This is a genomic window from Pseudomonas sp. B14-6, from assembly GCF_013260315.1.
Taxonomy (GTDB): Bacteria; Pseudomonadota; Gammaproteobacteria; order Pseudomonadales; family Pseudomonadaceae; genus Aquipseudomonas; species Aquipseudomonas mandelii.
This window is the reverse complement of sequence record NZ_CP053929.1, coordinates 1488600-1510348: the sequence shown is the minus strand read 5'-3', so window position 1 is coordinate 1510348 and position 21749 is coordinate 1488600. Positions and strand designations below refer to the sequence as shown.

Genomic DNA, 21749 nt, shown 5'->3' with positions numbered 1-21749 from the left:
GCGAACTCTTCCGCGCGCGCATCCGTCGCAGCGATTGTCGTCCCGTATGCCCGCCACCTTGCCAAAGGGCATCCGATGAAAACACTGGCCAAACTCCCCGTCACCATCGTTACCGGCTTCCTCGGCTCGGGCAAAACCACCTTGCTGCGGCACATGCTCGACAACGCTCAGGGCCGCCGCATTGCGGTGATCGTCAACGAGTTCGGCGAGCTGGGCATCGATGGCGAAATCCTCAAACAGTGCTCCATCGGCTGTACCGAAGAAGAGGCCAACGGCCGCGTCTACGAATTGGCCAACGGCTGCCTGTGCTGCACCGTTCAAGAAGAATTCTTCCCGGTGATGCGCGAATTGGTCGCCCGTCGCGGTGATCTCGACCACATCCTCATCGAAACCTCGGGCCTGGCCCTGCCAAAACCGCTGGTGCAAGCCTTCCAGTGGCCGGAAATTCGCAGCGCTTGCACCGTTGACGCGGTCATCACCGTGGTCGACAGCCCGGCCGTCGCCGCTGGCACGTTCGCCGCGTTCCCGGATCGGGTCGATGCCCAGCGCAAACTCGACCCGAACCTGGACCACGAATCGCCGTTGCACGAGCTGTTCGCCGACCAACTGGCCAGCGCCGACCTGGTGATCCTCAACAAGGCCGACCTGATCAGCCCTGAAGATCTGGCCCGGGTGCGCCTGGAAGTCGCCGAAGAACTGCCGCCGGCCGTCAAAGTCATCGAAGCCAGCAGCGGCCGTGTGCCACTGGACGTGCTGATCGGTCTCGGTGCCGGTTCCGAAGAACACATCGACAGCCGTCACAGCCATCACGATCACCACCACGAAGGTGAAGACGATCACGACCACGACGCCTTCGACTCCATTTCCATCGAATTGCCCCAAGCCGACGAAAGCCTGCTGCTGGACGCGCTGACCCAACTGGTGGTCCAGCACGGCATTCTGCGGGTCAAAGGTTTCGCGGCGATTCCGAACAAACCGATGCGCTTGCTGATTCAGGGCGTGGGCACACGTTTCGACAAGCACTTCGACCGTCAGTGGGGCATTGATGAAGCGCGCAACACGCGTCTGGTGTTGATCGGTCAGGAGCTGGACGCCACGCTGCTTGAAGCGCAATTGCGCGCCGCGCTCAGCGTTTAAGCCATGCACCTGCTCAGGACCCAGCCCGGCGGTTTCGTGTCGGATGACAACATTGCCGACCTTGGACAAACCCCCGCCGAGCTGGTGATCCTGTGCAGCGGCGATTCCAGCCTGGCGCTGCTCGCCGAAGCGGCGCAGCAACTGCCTGACGATTACCCGAGCGTGCGCCTGGCCAACCCGATGCAGGTGCAGAATCACGCGTCGGTCGACCTGTATGTCGACGAAGTGTTGCGCCACGCCAAGGTCATTCTGATTTCGTTGCACGGCGGCATCGCCTATTGGCGTTACGGGGTCGAGCGTCTGGTGGAGCTGTCCCAGCGCGGTGTTCAGCTGATTCTGGTGCCTGGCGATGACCGCCCGGACCCGGAACTCAGCGACCTGAGCACCGTAGCCGCCGCCGACCGTGACCGGCTCTGGCAGTTTTTGCGTCAGGGCGGCATGGCCAATGCCCTGGATTTTTTCCGCTGCCTGGCCAATCGCTGGCTGGATCGCGATTACGCCTGGGCCGAGCCGCAAACCCTGCCGCGCACGGCGATATACCACCCGCAAAAGAGCCCCGCCGACCTTCACGATTGGCAAGCCGATTGGCAGGCCGGTCAACCGGTGGCAGCGGTGCTGTTCTATCGATCGCATTTACAGGCGGCGAACACCGCGTTCATCGATGTTTTCTGCCAGCGTTTGCAGGCGGCGGGTTTGAATCCGTTGCCGATTGCTGTGGCCAGTCTGAAAGAACCCGGCTGCCTGACGGTGGTCGAGGACCTGCTGGACGACGTCGAGGCGGGGGTGATCTTGAACACCACCGGTTTCGCTCAATCCAGCCCCGAAGCGCCGCATCTGCAGCCGTTTCGACGCAACATTCCGGTGATCCAGGCGATCTGCGCCCAGGACAACGAGCCGGGTTGGCTCGCCAGTGAACAGGGCCTCGGCCCCGTGATCTGGCGATGCACATCGCGTTGCCGGAACTGGACGGACGGATCATCAGCCGGCCGATCAGCTTCAAGGACCTGGCGTGGCGCAGCGAGCGCAGTCAGTCGGACGTGGTGTGCTATCGGGCGCAACCGGAGCGCATGGATTTCGTCGCCGAACTGGCGCGGCGCTGGATCGATCTGGCCCGGGTACCGAACAGCGAAAAACGCATCGCGCTGATCCTCGCCAACTACCCGACCCGTGACGGGCGCATCGGCAACGGTGTCGGCCTCGACACTCCGGCCGCCGCGCTCAACATCCTGCGGGCGCTGCACACCGAAGGCTATCCGCTGCCTGCCGGGTTGCCGGACAGCGGCACTGCGTTGATTCAACAGTTGCTTGGCGGCGTGAGCAACGACCTCGACACCCTTGATCAGCGTCCCTGCGCGCAAAGTTTGGCGATGGACGACTATCGGCTGATGTTCCACCAATTGCCCAAAGCCAATCAGCAAGCGGTGCTGGAGCGCTGGGGCACGCCCGAAAGCGATCCGATGTGCCGTGACGGACGCATGATGGTCGCCGGGCTGCGCTTTGGCCTGACCTTCGTCGGCATTCAACCGGCGCGGGGTTATCAGGTTGATCCGAGTGCGGTGTATCACGACCCGGACCTGGTACCGCCCCACGGCTACCTGGCGTTCTACTTCTGGCTGCGCCATACCTATGGCGCCCACGGCGTGATCCACGTCGGCAAGCACGGCAACCTCGAATGGCTGCCGGGCAAAGGCGTCGGGCTGTCGGAAAACTGCTGGCCGGATGCGCTGCTCGGGCCACTGCCGAACATTTATCCATTCATCGTCAACGACCCGGGCGAGGGCGCCCAGGCCAAGCGTCGCACCCAAGCGGTGATCATCGACCACCTGATGCCGCCGCTGACCCGCGCCGAAACCTACGGCCCGCTGCGCAATCTCGAACTGCTGGCCGACGAGTATTACGAAGCGCAATTGCTCGATCCGCGCCGCGCCCGAGAGTTGCAGCGCGACATCCTGCAACTGGTGCGCGACACGCACATCGACCGTGAACTGCAACTGGACGAAAAGCTCAACAGCGACGCCGATGCGGCGATCTGGTTGCCACGGCTGGACACGTACTTGTGCGACTTGAAAGAGTCGCAGATCCGCGATGGCCTGCACATCTTTGGCGAGTCGCCGACCGGGCGCTTGCGCATCGATACGTTATTGGCGCTGTTGCGCATCCCCCGTGGCGACGGTCGTGGCGCGCAATCAAGCCTGCTGCGGGCGTTGGCCAAAGCGTTTGAACTGGGGTTTGATCCGCTGGATTGTGCGTTGGCCGAGCCATGGGCGGGGCCGCGTCCTGTGGAACTGCAATCGCTTAACGAGGAGGCTTGGCGCACCGCCGGGGATACCCGCGAACGCCTCGAACTGTTCGCAGCTCAACTCATTGCGCAAACTCTGAATACCAACGCCGAACCTCATGGGAACGAGCCTCTGTGGCGAGGGAGCTTGCTCCCGTTGGTTCGCGAAGCGGACCCAGAAAGTGGGACTGCTGCGCAATCCAGCGCGATGATGCAGCATTCCGACAAACTCCCAGCGGGTTGGTCCGACGTCCGCGCCATCCTCGACAGCCTGCTCGAAGTCGTCGCCCCGCGCCTGGACGCCTGCGGCCCGGCAGAAATGCGCGGCCTGCTCGATGCCCTGAGCGGTCGTTTCGTCCCGGCCGGCCCCAGCGGCGCGCCGAGTCGCGGTCGTCTGGACGTGCTGCCGACCGGGCGCAATTTCTACTCGGTGGACGTGCGCAACCTGCCAACCACCACGGCGTGGCGCATCGGTTTCCAGTCGGCCAACCTGATTCTCGAACGGCATCTGCAAGACCACGGCGATCACCTGCGTCAGCTCGGCCTGTCCGTCTGGGGCACCGCGACCATGCGCACCGGCGGCGATGACATCGCCCAGGCCATGGCGCTGATGGGCGTGCGTCCGGTCTGGGCCACCGGCAGTCAGCGGGTCGACGACTTTGAAATCCTGCCACTGAGCTTGCTCGACCGTCCTCGCGTGGATGTGACCTTGCGCGTGTCCGGATTCTTTCGTGATGCCTTCGCCAATCTGATCCGCCTGTTCGACGCTGCCGTGCAAGCGGTCGCCGCGCTGGACGAGCCGGACGATCTCAACCCGTTGGCCGCCAAAGTGCGCGCCGAACGTGAAGCACTGATGCAATCGGGCCTTGATGAAGACGCGGCCAAGCGTCAGGCCGGTTGGCGCATCTTCGGGGCCAAGCCCGGTGCTTATGGCGCAGGCGTGCAGGGCGCCATCGACGGTCGTCTGTGGCAAAGCCGCGAAGATCTGGCCGAGGTTTACTTGAACTGGGGCGGCTACGCTTACGGCGGGTCCGATGAAGGCACCGCCGCCCGCGAACAATTCGCCCAGCGTCTGAGCCAGGTGCAGGCGGTGCTGCAAAACCAGGACAATCGCGAGCATGACCTGCTTGATTCCAACGACTATTACCAATTCCAGGGCGGCATGCTCGCTGCCGTGGAAAGCCTCAGCGGCGAAGCGGCGGCCAGTTACCACGGTGATCACAGTCAGCCGGACTTGCCGAAGATCCGCACCTTGAAGGAAGAGTTGAACCGGGTGATCCGCTCCCGGGCGGCGAATCCGAAGTGGATCGACGGCGTGAAGCGTCACGGCTATAAAGGCGCATTCGAATTGGCCGCGACGGTCGATAACCTGTTCGCGTTCGACGCCACGACCCAGTTGATCGACGATCATCAATATGCGTTGCTGGCGGATGCGTATTTGCTCGATCCGGCAACCCGGGATTTTGTGCGTGAGCATAATCCGCATGCGCTGCGCGACATGACCGAGCGCATGCTCGAAGCGCAGCAGCGGGGAATGTGGCAGGAACCGGGCGCGTATCGCGAGGCGCTGGAAAACCTGTTGCTGGACATAGAAGAAGACGGCTGATACACCGCAAACCCCGTAGGAGCGAGGCTTGCCCGCGATGAGGCCTTCACATTCAATAGTGATATCGACTGAATAGACGCCTTCGCGGGCAAGCCTCGCTCCTACAGGTACAAAGTGTGCCTGCTACAGACCATGACCGAGTATTGAAGATGACCGACACCCCGCATTTCCCGCTCTCCGCCGTGGTCGGCGCCGACGATCTGAAGCTCGCCCTCTATCTGACCGCCATCGACCCGAAAATCGGCGGCGTGCTGATCGAAGGCCCGCGCGGCATGGCCAAGTCGACCCTCGCCCGAGGCCTGGCGGACTTGCTCGCTAGCGGTCAATTCGTCACCTTGCCCCTCGGTGCCACCGAAGAACGGCTGGTCGGCACCCTCGATCTCGACGCCGCCCTGAGCGAAGGCCGCGCGCAATTTTCCCCCGGCGTACTGGCCAAGGCCGACGGCGGTGTGCTGTACGTCGATGAAGTCAATCTGCTGCCCGATCACCTCGTTGACCTGTTGCTCGACGTGGCCGCCAGCGGCACCAACTTGATCGAGCGCGACGGTATATCCCATCGGCATTCGGCGAAGTTCGTCCTGATCGGCACCATGAACCCGGAAGAGGGCGAGCTGCGTCCGCAACTGCTCGACCGTTTTGGCCTGAACGTCGCCCTCAGTGGTCACACGGCACCGGTCGAGCGTGGCCAGATTATTCGCCGGCGTCTGGATTTCGACACCGATCCCCAGGGTTTCTGCGTCGAGTGGGAAAGCCAGCAGCAGTCCCTGCGTGAACGTTGCCAGAAGGCGCGCGGCGCATTGGCGAGCATCCCCCTGGATGATGCCGCACTGGCGCAGATTACCGAGCGCTGTTTTGCCGCCGGTGTCGATGGCCTGCGCGCCGATCTGGTCTGGTTGCGCGCGGCCCGTGCCCACGCCGCATGGCGAGGGGCGGGCGCCATCGCCGAGGAAGACATCGACGCCGTCGCCGAGTTTGCCCTGCGTCATCGTCGTCGCGAGCAATCGCCACCAGCGCCGCCCCACAATCAGTCGCCCTCGGCGCAATCTTCCAGCCCGAGCGAAGGCCAGGGCCAATGGGGCGAAATGCCCGCTCAGGCCCTGCCGGTCGGCGCCCGACGTGAAGTGCCGAGCTGGCCAAAAAAGCCCTAGGCATTCGCCCTCGATCTGACGCGGGGGCGAATGCCAGACCCCGCGCAGGCCGACTGGATAACGGTAAACAGGGCAAGCGTCACGCTGCGCGCAGTGGCTCGATCAACTGGCCCGGCACTTTGCTCAATGGTCGGCCGCATCAACGCAAAGATGTGCTGTTCCACCTGCGCACACGTCCCTCCCATGAACTGTGGCTGGTGATCGTCGACGCATCGGCTTCGACACGCCGTCATCAGGCGTTGAGCGATGCCAAGGGTTTACTTGCGCAAGTGTTCGACGATGCGTACCGCCAACGCGCGCGCCTGGCCTTGTTGACCGCCAGCGGTCAGGCGCCGAAGTGGCAGGTGCAAGGCTTGAAAGCGTCGGCGGGGTTGCGTGCCTGGCTCGATGGCCTGGGTGCGGGCGGCGGCACGCCGTTGTTGGCGGCGCTGGGTGAAGCGGGGCGTTGGCTGGCGGCACGGAAAAAACGCTTTCCGGCGGAACAGCAAAGGCTGCTGCTGGTGACCGATGGGCGATTGAAGGACTGGCCGGGGGTGCCGGTGCTGGACTGCCCGGGGTTATTGATTGATATCGAGCGCGGGCCGATTCGGTTAGGTCGGGCCAGACAGATGGCAGCAGAGTTGCAAGCGGATTATCGCCACATTGATGAGCTGGTTTCAGGCTGAGGACTGTGTTGTCTGCAAAGGCCCCATCGCGAGCAGGATTTGTTTACGCCGCAGATCCCTTGTGCGAGCGAGCCTGTACCCGATGGCATCACCCGGGTCCCGGAGAATCATGGTGAATCCGCATCGCTCCCCTATGCTCTGAGTGCATTCGATCAAAGGAGTGAATCATGCGCGCACTTGCCGTTAACCATCAGAACGATTTCCGCGTCAAAGCCTATGCCGGCACCAATGGCGTGCTGTTGGCCATGGATGTGGCCGAACCCCGCCGCAAAGGCCTGCTGGGTTTCGCCATCGAAAAGCAGCAGGGCAGCAAACCCTGGCAGTTTCTATTCAACAGCCTGACGTTCCCGGGCAAGACCCATACCTTCCCTCAATACCACGCCACCCCCAGCAATATCGCGCCGTTGCAGAAATTTCGCTGGGCCGATTACGCGGTCAATCCGGGGCTGACGATCCAATACCGGGTCTATCTGGCTTACGGCAGCGCCGATGCGCCGCAACTGGGCGAATCCCTGGAGGTGACGGTCACTTCCGACGACGGCCATCCCGGCAACCAGAGTGTCAATTTCAACCGCGCCGTGGCCGCCAGCCAGGCGTTCCAGCGCAAGTTTCCAGAGCTCGACGCGCTCCTTGGCAGCAAGGAAAGATTGCCCTTGGAATCCTGGCCCGATGCCCCGCGCCGATGGCTGGAAAACGGTCTGCTCGGGCGTTTGCTGGGGTTTATCGAGCGTGCCGTCGGCAGCGAATGGGCACTGGATGTCGCCATCTACGAATACCAGTTACCGGTGATTGTCGAGGCGGTGAACGCGGCGCGGGAGCGCGGGGTGCACGTTCGCGTTCTGTATCACGCGCAACCGGGCGAAGACACCACCGCCTTTAACGAGGCCAGCCTGGAAAAGATCCCGGCGGCAAACAAGCGCGGACGCGTCACCCACAGTATTTTCCATAACAAGTTCATCGTCCTGAGCCGGTTCGATGCCGCGGGGCTGCGTCAGCCTGAAGCCGTGCTCTGCGGCAGCACCAACTTCACGCCCAACGGCATTTACCGTCAGGCCAACGTGGTGCATGTGCTGGACGATGCTCGGGTCGGCGCCCGTTATCTGCAAACGTTCGAGCAGGTCTGGGGCACACCGGCGAATGTCGGTGCCGCGCGGCAGTGGATTACCGAACACAACCCGATGGACCCGAGCCAACCGTTGTTCGCCGGATTCTCCCCGCGCTCGGGTCAGGGCGACTTGCATGAGTTCGTCGACATCATCAATGCGGCGAAGAAAGACCTGCTGTTCGTCACTGCCTTTACCTTGCCCGACTCCATCCTCAACGCGTTGCTCGGTAAGCCCCACGACGACATTCTGCGCTACGGCCTGCAGAACTCCGTGAGCAAGATCACCGGTTTTCACGCCGACCGTAGCGCCGAATTCACCACGGTTGCGTTGCTCAATACCGGCCTTGAAGGCTGGCTCCTGGAAAGCAAGGAAGGACAGAAGGGCAACCTGCTGGTGCACACCAAAGCGATCGTCACGGATTTCACCAGCGATACGCCAACGATCATCAGCGGCAGTCATAACCTCAGTGCGGCGGCCAGCAACAGCAATGACGAGAACTACCTGATCATCCGCGGCGATACCGACCTGGCGGACCGTTATGGTCTGGAGTTGCTGCGGTTTTATGAGCATTACCGGTTTCGCTATTACGCGAAAAAACTGGCGCTAAAGCAGGTCCAGCCGTTGGCGGCGGATGACAGTTGGACGGATGATTATTATGTCGAGGGGAATTTGCGACAGTTGTCGCGATTGCGTTTTTCCGGGCAGTAATCGTTGGCCTCACGGGGCCCCATCGCGAGCAGGCTCGCTCCCACACTGGATCTTGGGCGTTCACAAATCCTGTGGGAGCGAGCCTGCTCGCGAAGGGGGCGATGCGGTCCAGGCGCGTCAGCGGAACAGATTAGTACGCGCCAACTCAATCACCTCATCCCCACGCCCGCTCATCACCGCTTTGAGCATGTACAAACTGAACCCTTTGGCCTGTTCCAGCTTGATCGTCGGGGGCATCGCCAGTTCCTGGGTCGCCGTCACCACGTCCACCAGCACGGGCCCGTCATGCGCCAGCGCGCGGCGCAAGGCCGGTTCCAGCGCTTCGGATTCCTCGACACGAATCCCCAGGATCCCCATGGCATTGGCCATCGCCGCGAAGTCTGGATTGTGCAGGTCCGTACCGGTGTCCAGCAGCCCGCTGGATTTCATTTCCATGGCCACGAACCCGAGCGAGGCATTGTCGTAGACGATGATTTTCACCGGCAGCTTGAGTTGCGCCAGCGAAATGAAGTCCCCCATCAACATGCTGAAGCCGCCATCGCCAGACAGCGAAATTACCTGCCGCCCGGGAAATGACGCTTGCGCGCCAATGGCCTGGGGCATCGCGTTCGCCATGGAACCGTGGTTGAACGAGCCGAGCAATCGGCGCTTGCCGTTCATTTTCAGATAACGCGCGGCCCAGACGGTCGGCGTGCCCACGTCGGCAGTGAAGATCGCATCGTCATCGGCCAGCTCACTGAGCAGGCGAGTGAGGTACTGCGGATGAATCGGCCGACCCGACGCCGACGGTTGAGCCAGGTCATCCAGCCCCTGACGGGCCTTCTGGTAGTGCTTGAGGGATGATTCGAGAAAGCTCCGGTCGCCACGATAAGGCAGGCGCGGCAGCAACGCGGCGAGGGTTTCGCCAACATCGGCGGCGATGCCCAGATCCAGCGTGGTCCGCCGTCCGAGGGCTTGCGGGTCGTGGTCGATCTGAATGATGGTGGCGTCGGAGGGGTAGAACTGGCGATAGGGAAAGTCAGTCCCGAGCATCACCAGCGTGTCGCAGTTGAGCATCGCGTGATAACCGGAGCTGAAGCCGATCAACCCGGTCATGCCGACGTCGAACGGATTGTCCCACTCCACGTGCTCCTTGCCGCGCAACGCATGCACCACCGGCGCGCCGAGGGCGTCGGCCAATGCCACCACCTGATCGTGGGCACCCGCGCACCCGGCGCCGCACATCAGCGTCACGGCGTTGCTTTGACTCAGCAATTCGACCAGCCGATCCAGGTCGTGAGGCGCGGGCAGGGTGCGAGGTTTGGACAGCGCCGGCCAGGGTTTGAGGTTGTCTTCGACCTCCTGCAGAGCGACGTCGCCGGGAATCACCACCACTGCGACACCGCGATTGAGGATGGCACTGCGCATCGCCCGATGCAGCACCTGGGGCATCTGCGCCGGGCTGCTCACCAGCTCGACGAAGTGGCTGCATTCCTTGAACAGTTCCTGCGGGTGGGTTTCCTGAAAGTAATTCAGGCCTACTTCCGAAGAGGGAATCTGCGCCGCGATGGCCAACACCGGCACATGGTTTTTATGGCAATCGAAGAGCCCGTTGATCAAGTGCAGATTGCCCGGCCCACAGCTGCCAGCGCAGACCGCCAGTTCCCCGGTAACCGCCGCATCGGCGCCGGCGGCGAACGCTGCAACTTCCTCGTGACGCACGTGCATCCACTCGATGCTGTCCATGGTGCGCAGGGCTTCGGTCAGGCCATTGAGGCTGTCGCCCGTCAGGCCCCAGATGCGTTTCACACCTGCTTGTTCAAGGGTGGTCGCCAGTTGCTGGGCAAGGGTGATTTTCGCCATGGGGTGCTCCAGTGGTTAATGAATGGTCCTCAGGGTTAAAAGAGGACAACGCTGCGGCAACCATGACTCACCCCGATTTGAGATTACTTGCCCATCGCCTGCCGGTACTGACGCGTGCGCCGGGCGAGATACAGCTGATCAACGATCAACGCCCATAGTGCTGAAACCTGTGGCCGGGTCTTGCGTCCGCGGCTCAGGCGATTGAGCTGGAACTTCACTACGGCCATGTTCGCCAAGGCGGCCAGCGGTTTACGTTTCCAGAGGATCGGCGGCAATTGCGGGTGGCTGTCCTGGCCTTCGCGCCAGCGTTTCACCAGCTGCGGTTCAATGGCGAGCGCCGTGCCGATACCGGCCATGGCGATGCCGCTGTCGAGCACCTGTTCGACGATGGCCAGACGTCGAATCCCACCCGTTACCATCACCGGCATGCTCGCAACGCTGGCCAGTTCGCCGGCCATTTCCAGAAAGTACGCCTCCCGGGCCAGGGTCCTGCCGTCGCGGGCGTCGCCTTGCATGGCTGGTGCTTCGTAGCTGCCCCCGGAGAGTTCGAGCAAATCCAGTGGTTGGTCGTTGAGCCACTGGATCACTTGGCGGGCGTCGTCAGCGTCGAAACCGCCGCGCTGGAAGTCTGCCGAGTTGAGCTTTACCGAGACGCAAAACTGAGGCGACACCGCTTGGCGAACGGCGCTGACCACGGCCAGCAACAGCCGGGCGCGATTCTCCAGCGAGCCACCCCACTGGTCAGCCCGACGGTTGGTCAAGGGCGACAGAAACTGGCTGATCAGGTAGCCGTGTGCCGCGTGAATCTGCACGCCGGTGAAACCGGCTTTCTCTGCAAGGGCGGCACTGGTGGCAAAGCGTTGGATAACCTCGGCGATATCGCTTTCCGACATCGGTTTGGGTTCGGCAAACATCTTGGAAAAAGAACCCAGGTCCAGCGCCACGGCGGAGGGTGCCCAGGCTTGCTGACCGAGGTTGGCCATGATCTGGCGCCCGGGATGGTTGAGCTGCATCCACACGTGCGCGCCACCGGAGCGGCCAATGGTGGCCCACTGACGGAACAGCTCAAGATGGCGCTCGTCTTCCAGCACGACACCTGCAGGGCTGGTCATGGCACGGCGATCGATCATCACGTTGCCGGTCAGCAACAGGCCCGTTTCACCTTCGGCCCAAGCCTGATACAACTTGAGCAGCGCAGTCGACGGCGCTTGTCCGGTATCGGCAAGGTTCTCATCCATCGCAGCTTTGGCGATGCGATTGTCGAGGGTCTGGCCGTTGGGTAACTTCAGCGTTTGAAAGGGTGACATGCTTGACTCCTCATCAGTAATGCGAAGAGGCTAAGCTTAAAGTTAACTTTAATGTCAAGCAGGCAAATGAGGCCGAGATGAAGATTGGTGAATTGGCGCAATTGAGCGGGTTGAACGCGTCGCGCATTCGGTTCTACGAGGCTCAAGGCCTGATCCGGCAAGTGGAGCGCATGGCCAACGGCTATCGGCGTTACCCGCCGCAAGTTCTGCAAACCCTGAAGATTATTCAGTGCGCACAGCAGGCCGGGTTCAGCCTCGACGAGCTCAAGTTATTGTTGCCAGACACCGTAACAGGCGAGTTCGACGACAATGCACTGGTGGCGAGCCTGGGGCGCAAAGTCGAACAGATCGAAGCGATGCAACTGCACCTGGCGCAAAACAAGGCGCAGTTGCTGGGGTTGATCGAGAACATCCAGACGCGGCCCGAAGGAATGGCGTGCGGTGAGAATGCCGAGCGAGTGCTGGCGTTGATCCAGCATTAATTTTGACCGAGGCAGTTATCGCCAAAGGCCTGGTAACGCAGGACATGGGTGGTGCCCGCGGTATCAATGTAAGTCATCTCCCGCGGCAGGGGGCCGCAACCATCGTCGCGGGTCATGTTAAGCACTTTGGCGATATGGAGCGGCGTCGAGTACTTGTAGTCCTCGACTTTCGGTGTGCTGGAGTTGTCGACGGCGGCGGCCGCTGCAACACCGCTCAGGCTGATGAGAAACAGGGCGGACAGAATGCGTTTCATGATGGGGCTCTCGTAGTGACTACTGAACGATTTCAGTGGCAGTACGACGAGCCCCGTTGGGGTTTATTCCAGGCTCAGGGAAAAACTTTTCGGCGCAGGGAGCGGATTGCGCATCAGCGTGCCGACCACCAGCGCCCCCAGCAAGGCCAGCGAACCCGCGACCAGAAGCAGCAGGCTGAAGCCGCCGACGAAGGCCTGACGCGCCAGTGGCTCGACCAACGCACGCGCGGTTTCCGGCAGCAGGTTCATTGCCGCCGTCATGTCTCCGGCGACCACCCGAGAGGCAATGCCCTGGGTCTGGCCGAGCCATTGCGGACCCTGCGTCGACAGGCTGGTGCGCAACAGCAATTCGGTGTGGCTGGACAGCAGCGCGCCAAAGACACCGATGGCCAGCACGATCGCGCTGAAACGCATGGTGGTGCTCATGCCTGAGGCCATGCCGGTGCGCTCGCGAGGGACGCAGGCCATGATGTTCTTTTGCGTGTCGCCATTGAGCAGGCCGGCACCGGCGCCCGTCACGGCGATGGCCAGTGCGAAGGGCAGGTAGCCGCCGCTGCTGACGGCCCAGGCGCTGAGCAGGTTGCCGCTGCCGACCAGGGTCAAACCCGCCGCCATCAGCGTGGCTGGGGCAAGTCGATTGGCCAGCCGAGCGCCGATGCGCGGGCAAATCAACATGGTCACGGCAAACGGCAACATCCCCAGCCCCGACGCGATGGCCGAGAAGCCCAGGCCGTTTTGCAGGTAGAACGGCAGCAACGTCATCATCACCTGAGCGCAACCGGCGTAGGCAAACATGCCAAGGAGGGCGCCGATGAAACGCGGATGCCTGAACAATTTCAGGTCGACCATCGGCCGCTGTTGCATCCGCTCAATCAGTACAAACAGCCCCAATAGCAGCGCGCCCCCGATGATCCGGGCGTAGGTGAGCGGGTTGCTCCAGCCGATTCGATTGGCCTCGATCAAGCCCCAGATCAGGCACAGCAAACTCGCACTGAACGCCAGGCTGCCCCAGGGATCGAGTCGCGCCGATTGGGGGTCCCTGGATTCCGGCACGGCGCGCCAGACCATGAACATCAAGAACGCGCCCACCGGCAGGTTGAGGTAGAAGATCCAGCGCCAGCCCACATATTCGGTGATCAGCCCGCCGACCGTCGGCGCAGCGGTCATCGCCACGCCCATGCACGCGCCCCAGAACGCCCAGGCCTTGGCCCGTTCGACTTCATCGTGAAAGGTGTGGCCGATGGAGGCCAGGGCCGAGGTCAGCAACAGTGCCGCGCCGACACCCTTGACCGCCCGCGCAATGTCAAGGAACAACGCTGTGGGCGCCGCGCCGCAACCGATGGAGGCAAGGATGAAAATCCCCAGCCCCCAGAGCAGGGTTTTCTGCCGGCCAAAGCGGTCGGCGATGCTCCCGGCGGGCAGCAACAACGCTGCGAACGCCAGCATGTAGGCGCTGACCACCCATTCAATGTCGGCAAAGTTCGCGCCCAGGTCCCGTGCGATGGTCGGCAGAGTGACGGCGACGATGTTGGTGTCGAGCACGATCAGCGAGCACACGCCGGAGGCCGTCAGCAGCGTCAGGCGCGGACTGACCCGGCTCATGGCCTGATTGCCTTTTGGGCAAGGTCGTTGATCGTGGCGGCGCAAAGGTGTTTGACGTACATGGCGTTGGCTCTCTACTGTGATTGCCATTGAGCTTATCGCGGTCGATTGTCGGCTCTGTTAGCCCGGCACCGGGACTTCATTACCTTTGAGCTAATGCACCCATGGACATACGGCATTTCCGCTACTTTCTGGCCGTTGCCCGGCAAGGCAACTTTACCCGCGCCGCCGAACAACTCGGTATCGCGCCGCCGACCTTGACCCGGCAGATCCAGGACATGGAGAACGAACTCGGCACGCGACTGTTCGTGCGCCAGACACGTGAAGTCAGCCTGACCGAGGCCGGCGCGGCGTTAATGATCGAAGCCGAGGCGACGGTGCGGCAATTCGAGTACGCCCAGCACAATGCCCAGCGGGCCGGACGCGGGGATATTGGCCATATCGAACTCGGTTACGTGGCGTCGGCGGTGTACTCGGGGGTGCTGCAAAAACAGGTGCAGGCTTTTGGTCGTGAATGCCCGGACGTCAGCTTGAATGTTCGGGAAAGCCCTATGGCGTCATTGCCAGCCATGGTGGTCGAGGGGCGATTTGATGTGGGCTATGTCCGCTCACCGATGACCCTGCCCGACGGACTGGAGGCTATTCGTCTGGACTCAGAAGGCTTTGTGCTGGCGCTGTCCTCCGAGTCCTGGTTGTGCCGACTGCCAGAGATTGCTCCGGAGCATCTGCAAAACGAGACGTTCATCCTGCCGGAACAAATCAGCGGCACTTTGCAAGTCGCCGCCGAGGGCGGGTTTGCACCGAAACTGGGCGCGCAGCCGGGCGGGCTGGTGGCGGTGATCGCGCTGGTTTCGCTGGGGCAGGGCGTGACAGTTGTGCCGGCGTCGGTGGTCGGGCATGTCGGGTTGCCCGGCGTGTTGTACCGCACGATCAAGGGCTGCGAGGCGACGTCGTGGTTGTCGTTGATTCATCGACGGTTCGAGAAATCGGCGGCGGTGTCCAGGTACATCGAGCAGGTCAAAAATCGCTAAGGGCAAAAGCTTTCGCGAGCAGGGATCTTATGAACACTGAAGATCCAATGTAGGAGCAAGCCTGCTCGCGAAAGCAATCTACCCAACACCACCAATGCCCCAACCTAACAGCAAACCCGACGATTCAACCGCTCAGTCGCACGAGGCACCGTGCACAGCCGGCGCAAGGTCCGTCGCAACCATGTCAGATCGTGCGTCGGCTTACGCTTCTCCCTCGCCGGTTTCACCCTGCCAATGTGCCTGGCGAAATCCGCCCTTAACGCTTCCTCAGTGCCGATCCCCTTGAGCTTCTGCAGCAGTTTCCCGTCCTTATAAAACAGCACAGTCGGCGTACCGGTGACGTTCGGGTGTCGAGGCGAGTCAACCGTGTTCAGCATGTAGATGTGCGCTTGGTGCCGATAAGCCTCGGCGATCCCACGAAAGACCGGCCCGGCCATTTCGCAGGCCGGACAGTGCTGGCTGCCGAAGTACAAGATCACCGGACGCCAGGTTTTCAGGGCTTTACGGTAAGTCGGGGCCAGCGTGTTGTGGGCAGCCGAGCGCATGGTGAACTCCTTTTTTCACTGTGCATTGAGTGTCTGCCGACGGTAAAGGAGCGGAGACGGGTGGGTCTACTGTCAGAAATTACAGGTAACACGCTGCCCCAATTTGAACCGCCTCAAGACGAATGTGGTGCAAGTACCCGAACCGTGTAGCCAACGGTAGCGCTCGTTCCCCTGTGCGTTTCGTAACGTGCATTTTTAACGTTCACCCATCCATTTGATTCACAACACTTTCCAATCTCCCCGACATTCCCCTCACAACCTGTGGCACACTTTCTGCTGTCTATTCCGTTGTTACACACCTATGTCCGGTATAGCGGAATAAACATCACCCTGGAGTGCTTGCCATGCAACGCCGACCTTCCTTGTTTAAAGCGTGTATTTTTCTTGTCGCTGCTTCGGCTGCTGCCATGGGCGTGGCCCAGGCGGCGGACAGCAAGCTCGATAGCGTGCTGGCCCGCGGGAAACTGATCGTGGGCACGGGCAGTACCAATGCGCCGTGGCACTTCCAGGGAGCGGATGGCAAGTTGCAGGGGTTTGATATCGATATCGGGAAAATGATTGCCAAGGGTTTGTTCAATGACCCGACCAAGGTTGAATTCGTGGTGCAGTCGTCCGATGCGCGGATTCCCAACCTGCTGACGGACAAGGTCGACATCAGTTGCCAGTTCATCACCGTGACCGCCAGCCGTGCCCAGCAAGTGGCGTTCACCCTGCCGTACTACCGCGAAGGTGTCGGACTGCTGCTGCCGGCCAACAGCAAGTACAAGGAAATCGAAGACCTCAAGGCCGCCAACGACAGCGTGACCGTGGCGGTGCTGCAGAACGTGTACGCCGAAGAGCTGGTGCATCAAGCCTTGCCCAAGGCCAAGGTCGATCAGTACGACAGTGTTGATCTGATGTATCAGGCCGTGAATTCCGGCCGGGCCGACGCCGCCGCCACCGATCAATCGTCGGTGAAATACCTGATGGTGCAGAACCCTGGCCGCTATCGCAGCCCGGCCTACGCCTGGAGCCCGCAGACCTACGCCTGCGCGGTCAAGCGCGGCGATCAGGACTGGCTGAACTTCGTCAACACCACCTTGCATGAAGCCATGACCGGCGTTGAGTTCCCGACTTACGCGGCGTCCTTCAAGCAATGGTTCGGCGTAGACCTGCCGACCCCGGCCATCGGTTTCCCTGTCGAATTCAAATGATCCCGTGAGAGCGGGGCGCCGATGACGCGCCCCGTTCAAGGTACTGCTGACCATGAACTATCAGTTGAACTTTGCCGCCGTGTGGCGCGATTTCGACACCTTGCTGGCGGGGCTCGGTCTGGGCCTTGAGCTGGCGCTGGTGTCGATCGCCATCGGTTGCGTGATCGGCCTGATGATGGCGTTTGCTTTGCTGTCAAAGCACCGTGCATTGCGGGTGCTGGCGTCGGTGTATGTGACGGTGGTCCGTAATACGCCGATTCTGGTGTTGATTCTGTTGATCTACTTCGCCTTGCCGAGCCTGGGGATCCGGCTGGACAAGATCCCGTCGTTCATCATCACCCTGTCGCTGTACGCCGGGGCGTACCTGACTGAAGTGTTCCGTGGTGGGTTGTTGAGCATTCCCAAGGGGCAGCGTGAAGCGGGCCTGGCGATCGGGTTGGGCGAGTGGCAGGTCAAGGCCTACGTCACCGTGCCGGTGATGCTGCGCAATGTGTTGCCGGCCTTGTCGAACAACTTCATTTCGCTGTTCAAGGACACCTCGCTGGCCGCCGCGATTGCGGTGCCGGAGCTGACTTACTACGCACGCAAGATCAATGTCGAGAGCTACCGGGTGATCGAAACCTGGCTGGTGACCACAGCGCTCTATGTTGCGGCCTGTTACCTCATTGCCATGATGCTGCGTTACCTCGAGCAGCGTCTGGCGATCCGCCGATAGGAGGCCACCATGTACGAATCCCCCAGTTGGTTGCATGAGTTATGGGTGGCGCGGGAAGTTCTGTGGCAGGGCTTTTTGACCAGTGTGCAGGTCTCGGCCCTGGCGATTTTGCTGGGTACGATGGTCGGTATTGTTACCGGTCTGGTGCTGACCTACGGCAAGTTCTGGATGCGCGCACCGTTCCGGTTTTACGTGGACATTATTCGCGGCACACCAGTGTTTGTACTGGTGCTGGCCTGCTTCTACATGGCGCCCGCATTGGGCTGGCAAATCAGCGCGTTTCAGGCCGGTGCCTTGGGGCTGACGCTGTTCTGCGGCTCCCACGTCGCGGAGATTGTGCGCGGCGCGTTGCAAGCGTTGCCCAGTGGCCAGATGGAGGCAAGCAAGGCCATCGGCCTGACGTTTTATCAGGCGCTCGGCTACGTGTTGTTGCCCCAGGCGTTGCGGCAGATCCTGCCGACCTGGGTCAACTCGTCGACCGAAATCGTCAAGGCGTCGACCTTGCTGTCGGTCATCGGTGTGGCGGAATTGTTGCTCAGCACGCAGCAGATCATCGCGCGCACCTTCATGACGCTGGAGTTTTACCTGTTCGCCGGATTTCTGTTTTTCGTCATCAACTACGCCATCGAATTACTCGGCCGGCACATTGAAAAGCGGGTGGCCTTGCCATGACTCAACCTCAAGTTTCGACACAGAACCAGGCCCTGCTGGACATTCGCAGCCTGCACAAACAGTACGGCAAGCTTGAAGTGCTCAAGGGCGTCGACCTGACCATGCAGCGCGGCAACGTGGTCACGCTGATCGGCTCCAGCGGCTCGGGCAAGACCACGCTGCTGCGTTGCGTGAACATGCTCGAAGAATTCCAGAGCGGGCAGATCGTGCTCGATGGCGAGTCCATCGGCTATGACGAGGTCAACGGCAAGCGCGTGCGTCACCCGGAAAAAGTCATCGCCCGGCACCGGGCAATGACCGGCATGGCGTTCCAGCAGTTCAACCTGTTCCCGCACCTGACCGCGCTGCAGAACGTCACCCTTGGCTTGCTCAAGGTCAAGAAACTGCACAAGGAAGAAGCGGTGGCGCTGGCGGAGAAATGGCTGGAGCGGGTTGGCCTGCTGGAGCGTCGTGACCACTATCCCGGCCAGTTGTCCGGCGGTCAGCAACAGCGCGTGGCGATTGCCCGGGCGATTGCGATGAACCCGAGCCTGATGCTGTTCGATGAAGTGACCTCGGCCCTGGACCCGGAACTGGTCGGCGAAGTGCTGAACGTGATCAAGGGCCTGGCCGACGAAGGCATGACCATGTTGCTGGTTACCCACGAGATGCGTTTTGCCTTCGAGGTCTCGGACAAGATTGTCTTCATGAACCAGGGGCGGATCGAAGAGCAGGGGCCTCCCAAGGAGCTGTTCGAACGCCCGCAATCGCCGCGTCTTGCCGAATTTCTCAAGAACACGCGGTTTTAATTTTTATATTTTTTCGATCAGGAGAAACACTCATGAGCATTACTCGTTACGGCACCGGCAACACCGCCGCTGGCGGTCAGCCTCGCCCTTTCGCCCGAGCCGTTGAAGCCGATGGCTGGCTGCACGTTTCCGGGCAGGTGCCGGCGGTGGACGGCGAGATCATTACCGGTGGCATCGTCGAGCAGACCCACCAGGCCATGAAGAACCTGATCGCGATTCTCGAAGAGGCCGGTTATGGCCTGGAAGACGTGGTGCGTGCTGGCGTGTGGCTGGAGGATCCGCGGGATTTCACCAGTTTCAACAAGGTCTTCTCCGAGTACTTCAAAAGCGAGCACGCACCAGCCCGGGCCTGTGTGCAGGCGAACATGATGGTCGATTGCAAGGTCGAGATCGACTGCATCGCGTACAAGAAAAAGGCCTGAGCCTAATGATCGATCCCACGCTCTGCGGGGGAATGCAGCCCGGGGCGCTCCGCGTCGCAAAGCGGACGCAGAGCGTCCATTGAGGCATTCCCACGCCGAGCGTGGGAACGATCATTAGCGGTAAACTCCCCGGCGAATTTGTATGGGAACCACTGACATGACCGAAGACACCATCAAGCGCCGGGCTCGCGGTCTGGACCGGGCGTTCGATATCCTCGATTTCCTCAAGGAAGTCGGCAAACCGCTGCGCCCGAATGAAATCGCCAGCGGCATCGACAGCCCGAAATCCACGATCTACGAACTGGTCGCTTCCCTGCTGGAACGACGCATTCTCGAACCCGTGGGCAAGGACGGTCACGTCTACCTCGGCCGTCAGTTGTACTTTCTCGGGCAAGCGCATTTGCGCCATTTCGACCTGACCCGCGAAGCCGATCACGCTTTGCAGGACATCGTCAGCCAGACCCATGAAACCGCGCAGATGTGCCTGCTTAACGGGCGCAAATACACCGTGGCGCTGATGAAAGAGGGCGAGCGGCATTTCCGTATTTCCTCGGACATCGGCGAGAACGCGCCAATCCCCTGGACTGCGTCCGGGCGCCTGCTGCTGGCGCACCTGAGTGATCAGGAGATCATTGACCTGATCGACCACGACGACTTCATCCTGCCCGACGGCGAACGCCTGCCGCTGGAGCAGTTTCTCAAGGAAATCCGTCAGGCCGGTATCGATGGCTTCTTCTCTTTCGATAGCGTCGCCGACACCTTCACCCATTGCTTCGCCGCCCCGGTCAAAGACCCGAGCGGCGTGGCCATTGCGACCCTGTGCATCGTCGCCCCACGGGACGACGCCAAGAACAATTACAACGACTATCGCCGGGTGCTGATCGACAGCGCCAATAGCCTGGCCCGGCGTATCAACGAATAAAAGCGGCTGTCTGCAGCCGCTAATGTGAGGAGTTCGACCATGTCTTCTGCCCAAAACACTGCCGCTGTGGAAAAGGGCTTTGCCCAGACTGGCGCCAATCTCGTGCGCGACGTCAGCCTGCCTGCGCTGGTGCTGCACCGCGAAGCGCTGGAACACAACATTCGCTGGATGCAGGCGTTTGTCAGCAACAGCGGCGCCGAACTCGCGCCCCACGGCAAAACCAGCATGACGCCCGCGCTGTTCCGACGCCAACTGGACGCCGGCGCCTGGGGCATCACCCTGGCCAGCGCCACGCAAACCCGCGCGGCCTATGCCCACGGTGTGCGTCGGGTGCTGATGGCCAACCAATTGGTCGGTACGCCGAACATGGCGCTGATCGCCGATTTGCTGGCGGACCCGACGTTCGACTTCCATTGCATGGTCGATCATCCGGATAACGTCGCTGACCTGGGCGCGTACTTCGCCTCGCGCGGTGTGCGCCTGAACGTGATGATCGAGTACGGCGTGGTCGGCGGTCGTTGCGGTTGCCGCAGTGAAACGGAAGTGGTCGCGCTGGCCAAAGCCATCGACGCTCAACCGGCGCTGGCGCTGACCGGCATCGAAGGCTACGAGGGCGTGATCCACGGTGATCATGCGGTCACAGGCATTCGTGAATTCGCCGCCTCCCTGGTGCGCCTGGCCGTGCAGTTGCAGGACAGCGGCGCCTTTGCGATTCCCAAGCCGATCATCACCGCGTCGGGTTCGGCCTGGTACGACTTGATCGCCGAATCCTTCGAAGCGCAGAACGCGGGTGGACGTTTCCTCAGTGTGTTGCGCCCCGGCAGCTACGTGGCTCACGACCATGGCATCTACAAGGAAGCGCAATGCTGCGTGCTCGACCGCCGCAGCGATCTGCACGAGGGCCTGCGCCCGGCGCTGGAAGTCTGGGCGCATGTGCAGTCGTTGCCGGAACCGGGTTTTGCGGTGATCGCCCTGGGCAAACGCGACGTCGCCTACGACGCGGGGTTGCCCGTGCCGCTGCTGCGTTACAAGGCCGGCGTGGTGCCTGCAACCGGCGACGATGTCAGCGCCTGCAAAGTGACGGCGGTGATGGACCAGCACGCGTTCATGACCGTGGCGCCGGGGGTTGAGCTGCGGGTGGGCGACATCATTTCGTTCGGCACTTCGCACCCGTGCCTGACGTTCGACAAGTGGCGCACGGGGTGTCTGGTGGATGAGCAGCTGAACGTCATCGAAACCATGGAAACCTGTTTCTAAGGCTTCGGACCGAGGCGCGGCCTTCGCCAGCAAGCCCGCTCCTACAGGGATCTTGTGAACACTGAAGAT

18 protein-coding genes and 1 pseudogene are annotated in these 21749 nt (G+C 61.8%); 14 read left to right on the top strand and 5 right to left on the bottom strand.

Annotation, left to right across the window (positions count from 1 at the left end):
- The first annotated feature begins 75 nt into the window (after positions 1 to 75).
- The 5 genes and pseudogenes from cobW (at position 76) to HP062_RS06805 (ending at position 8648) form a co-directional block, all read left to right on the top strand.
- Positions 76 to 1137 carry a cobalamin biosynthesis protein CobW gene (cobW, locus tag HP062_RS06825; protein WP_102595006.1) on the top strand — a complete coding sequence of 354 codons (1062 nt, stop codon included), beginning with the start codon at positions 76 to 78 and terminating at the stop codon, positions 1135 to 1137.
- 3 nt (positions 1138 to 1140) lie between these two features.
- A pseudogene (cobN, locus tag HP062_RS06820) lies at positions 1141 to 5021 on the top strand (cobaltochelatase subunit CobN).
- Between the two features lie 149 nt (positions 5022 to 5170).
- Positions 5171 to 6169, top strand: coding sequence for an ATP-binding protein (locus HP062_RS06815; RefSeq protein WP_102595004.1), 999 nt, complete (start codon positions 5171 to 5173; stop codon positions 6167 to 6169).
- A gap of 53 nt (positions 6170 to 6222) precedes the next feature.
- Positions 6223 to 6834: a VWA domain-containing protein gene (locus HP062_RS06810; RefSeq protein WP_172792549.1), complete on the top strand. Its 612-nt coding sequence runs from the start codon at positions 6223 to 6225 to the stop codon at positions 6832 to 6834.
- Between the two features lie 167 nt (positions 6835 to 7001).
- Entirely contained in the window at positions 7002 to 8648 is a 1647-nt protein-coding gene (locus HP062_RS06805; protein WP_172791122.1) for a phospholipase D-like domain-containing protein, read from the top strand.
- Positions 8649 to 8765: 117 nt separating this feature from the next.
- Here HP062_RS06805 and poxB read toward each other — a convergent pair whose 3' ends face one another.
- Together poxB and HP062_RS06795 are read right to left on the bottom strand one after the other, a co-directional pair.
- Entirely contained in the window at positions 8766 to 10490 is a 1725-nt protein-coding gene (gene poxB / locus HP062_RS06800) for a ubiquinone-dependent pyruvate dehydrogenase (protein WP_172791121.1), read from the bottom strand.
- A gap of 83 nt (positions 10491 to 10573) precedes the next feature.
- The gene (locus HP062_RS06795; RefSeq protein ID WP_145310525.1) at positions 10574 to 11797 is read right to left on the bottom strand and encodes an NADH:flavin oxidoreductase/NADH oxidase family protein; all 1224 of its coding nucleotides are present in this window, start codon (positions 11795 to 11797) and stop codon (positions 10574 to 10576) included.
- Between the two features lie 77 nt (positions 11798 to 11874).
- Here HP062_RS06795 and HP062_RS06790 point away from each other — a divergent pair, with 77 nt between their 5' ends.
- The gene (locus tag HP062_RS06790) at positions 11875 to 12279 is read left to right on the top strand and encodes a MerR family transcriptional regulator (protein WP_172791120.1); all 405 of its coding nucleotides are present in this window, start codon (positions 11875 to 11877) and stop codon (positions 12277 to 12279) included.
- Here HP062_RS06790 and HP062_RS06785 read toward each other — a convergent pair.
- Both HP062_RS06785 and HP062_RS06780 read right to left on the bottom strand, forming a co-directional pair.
- Positions 12276 to 12533, bottom strand: coding sequence for a DUF2790 domain-containing protein (locus HP062_RS06785; protein WP_077747692.1), 258 nt, complete (start codon positions 12531 to 12533; stop codon positions 12276 to 12278). The two genes, HP062_RS06790 and HP062_RS06785, sit on opposite strands and share 4 nt — an antisense overlap.
- 63 nt (positions 12534 to 12596) lie before the next feature.
- Positions 12597 to 14135 carry an MFS transporter gene (locus tag HP062_RS06780; protein ID WP_083376584.1) on the bottom strand — a complete coding sequence of 513 codons (1539 nt, stop codon included), beginning with the start codon at positions 14133 to 14135 and terminating at the stop codon, positions 12597 to 12599.
- A gap of 164 nt (positions 14136 to 14299) precedes the next feature.
- Between HP062_RS06780 and HP062_RS06775 the strand changes: the two genes are divergently transcribed.
- Positions 14300 to 15166, top strand: coding sequence for a LysR family transcriptional regulator (locus tag HP062_RS06775; RefSeq protein WP_102594998.1), 867 nt, complete (start codon positions 14300 to 14302; stop codon positions 15164 to 15166).
- Positions 15167 to 15270: 104 nt separating this feature from the next.
- Here HP062_RS06775 and HP062_RS06770 read toward each other — a convergent pair whose 3' ends face one another.
- A complete protein-coding gene (locus tag HP062_RS06770; protein WP_172791119.1) occupies positions 15271 to 15711 on the bottom strand; it encodes a co-chaperone YbbN in 441 nt (146 codons plus the stop codon).
- Between the two features lie 344 nt (positions 15712 to 16055).
- Here HP062_RS06770 and HP062_RS06765 point away from each other — a divergent pair, with 344 nt between their 5' ends.
- From HP062_RS06765 to HP062_RS06735, 7 genes are all read left to right on the top strand, one after another.
- Entirely contained in the window at positions 16056 to 16904 is an 849-nt protein-coding gene (locus HP062_RS06765; RefSeq protein ID WP_010460890.1) for a transporter substrate-binding domain-containing protein, read from the top strand.
- 52 nt (positions 16905 to 16956) lie between these two features.
- Entirely contained in the window at positions 16957 to 17619 is a 663-nt protein-coding gene (locus tag HP062_RS06760; protein ID WP_010460889.1) for an amino acid ABC transporter permease, read from the top strand.
- 9 nt (positions 17620 to 17628) lie between these two features.
- The gene (locus HP062_RS06755) at positions 17629 to 18291 is read left to right on the top strand and encodes an amino acid ABC transporter permease (RefSeq protein ID WP_077747697.1); all 663 of its coding nucleotides are present in this window, start codon (positions 17629 to 17631) and stop codon (positions 18289 to 18291) included.
- The gene (locus HP062_RS06750) at positions 18288 to 19079 is read left to right on the top strand and encodes an amino acid ABC transporter ATP-binding protein (protein WP_172791118.1); all 792 of its coding nucleotides are present in this window, start codon (positions 18288 to 18290) and stop codon (positions 19077 to 19079) included. Before HP062_RS06755 ends, HP062_RS06750 begins: the two co-directional genes overlap by 4 nt.
- 32 nt (positions 19080 to 19111) lie before the next feature.
- The gene (locus HP062_RS06745) at positions 19112 to 19501 is read left to right on the top strand and encodes a RidA family protein (protein WP_172791117.1); all 390 of its coding nucleotides are present in this window, start codon (positions 19112 to 19114) and stop codon (positions 19499 to 19501) included.
- Between the two features lie 157 nt (positions 19502 to 19658).
- A complete protein-coding gene (locus HP062_RS06740; RefSeq protein ID WP_010460880.1) occupies positions 19659 to 20423 on the top strand; it encodes an IclR family transcriptional regulator in 765 nt (254 codons plus the stop codon).
- A gap of 39 nt (positions 20424 to 20462) precedes the next feature.
- Positions 20463 to 21680 carry an amino acid deaminase gene (locus tag HP062_RS06735; RefSeq protein ID WP_172791116.1) on the top strand — a complete coding sequence of 406 codons (1218 nt, stop codon included), beginning with the start codon at positions 20463 to 20465 and terminating at the stop codon, positions 21678 to 21680.
- The last annotated feature ends 69 nt before the right edge of the window (positions 21681 to 21749 follow it).